This is a genomic window from Mesorhizobium sp. M7A.F.Ca.US.002.01.1.1, assembly GCF_004022955.1.
GTDB lineage: Bacteria > Pseudomonadota > Alphaproteobacteria > Rhizobiales > Rhizobiaceae > Mesorhizobium > Mesorhizobium ciceri.
Window position 1 is genome coordinate 1 of sequence record NZ_RZQE01000970.1, and the last position, 864, is coordinate 864.

Below are 864 nucleotides of genomic sequence, written 5' to 3' on the forward strand. Positions count from 1 at the left end.
GCCCGAGATCGCGCAAGCCGCCGTCACTATCTGGGAGATCGAGCCCGGCCGCGTCGAACTCGTCGCCTATTTCGCAGCCAAGGCCGGCCAGACGGCGATCTCGCGCGCGGACCTCGCCAGGACGATGAAGCGGCGGCTGCCGGACTACATGGTGCCCTCCTATCTGGAGGAGCTGCCGGCGATCCCGATGACCGTTTCCAACAAGGTGGATTTGCGCCAGCTGCCGAAGCCGACAAGCGTGCGGCTTTCGGGCGATCGCGCCATGGTCGCGCCCAGCAATGACGACGAGCGTTTCCTGGCCGACGCGCTGGCCGCGGTGCTGAAATTCGACGAAGTGTCCGTCGAGGACAATTTCTTCGACGATCTCGGCGCCAACTCGCTGCTGATGGCGCATTTCTGCGCCCGTGTGCGCACCAGGAAGGAATGGGCGACGGCGTCGATGCGCGACATCTACCTCCACCCGACCGTGGCGCGGCTGGCGCTGCATCTGGGCGTAGCGGACGAGATGACGACGGCCACCAACGAGCCCGTCCTCACGCGGCGGGCCTCCAATCTTGCCTATTGGACCTGCGGCGCCGCACAGCTGATGTTCTACGGGCTCTACAGCTATGGCGCCCTGTGGGCGATCAATGGCGGCCTCAACTGGATGTACGACGCGCTCGACGATCCGCTGCAGCTCTACATCAGGTGCGTGGCGCTTTCGGCCGCCGTGTTCTTCGGCATGTCGGGTTTTGCCGTCCTCGCCAAATGGGTGCTGGTCGGCCGCTGGAAGGCGGAGGCGTTTCCCATCTGGGGCGTGCGTTACTTCCGCTTCTGGGTGGTCAAGACGTTGATCCGCACCGCGCCCGTCGTGCTGTTCCGCGG

1 protein-coding gene is annotated in these 864 nt (G+C 65.5%); it reads left to right on the top strand.

Translation table 11 applies throughout. The annotated features are described in order from the left end of the window. Window positions 1–864, top strand: an 864-nt coding sequence (locus EN932_RS37125; protein ID WP_245483417.1) for a phosphopantetheine-binding protein, incomplete at both ends; no start/stop codon positions are given.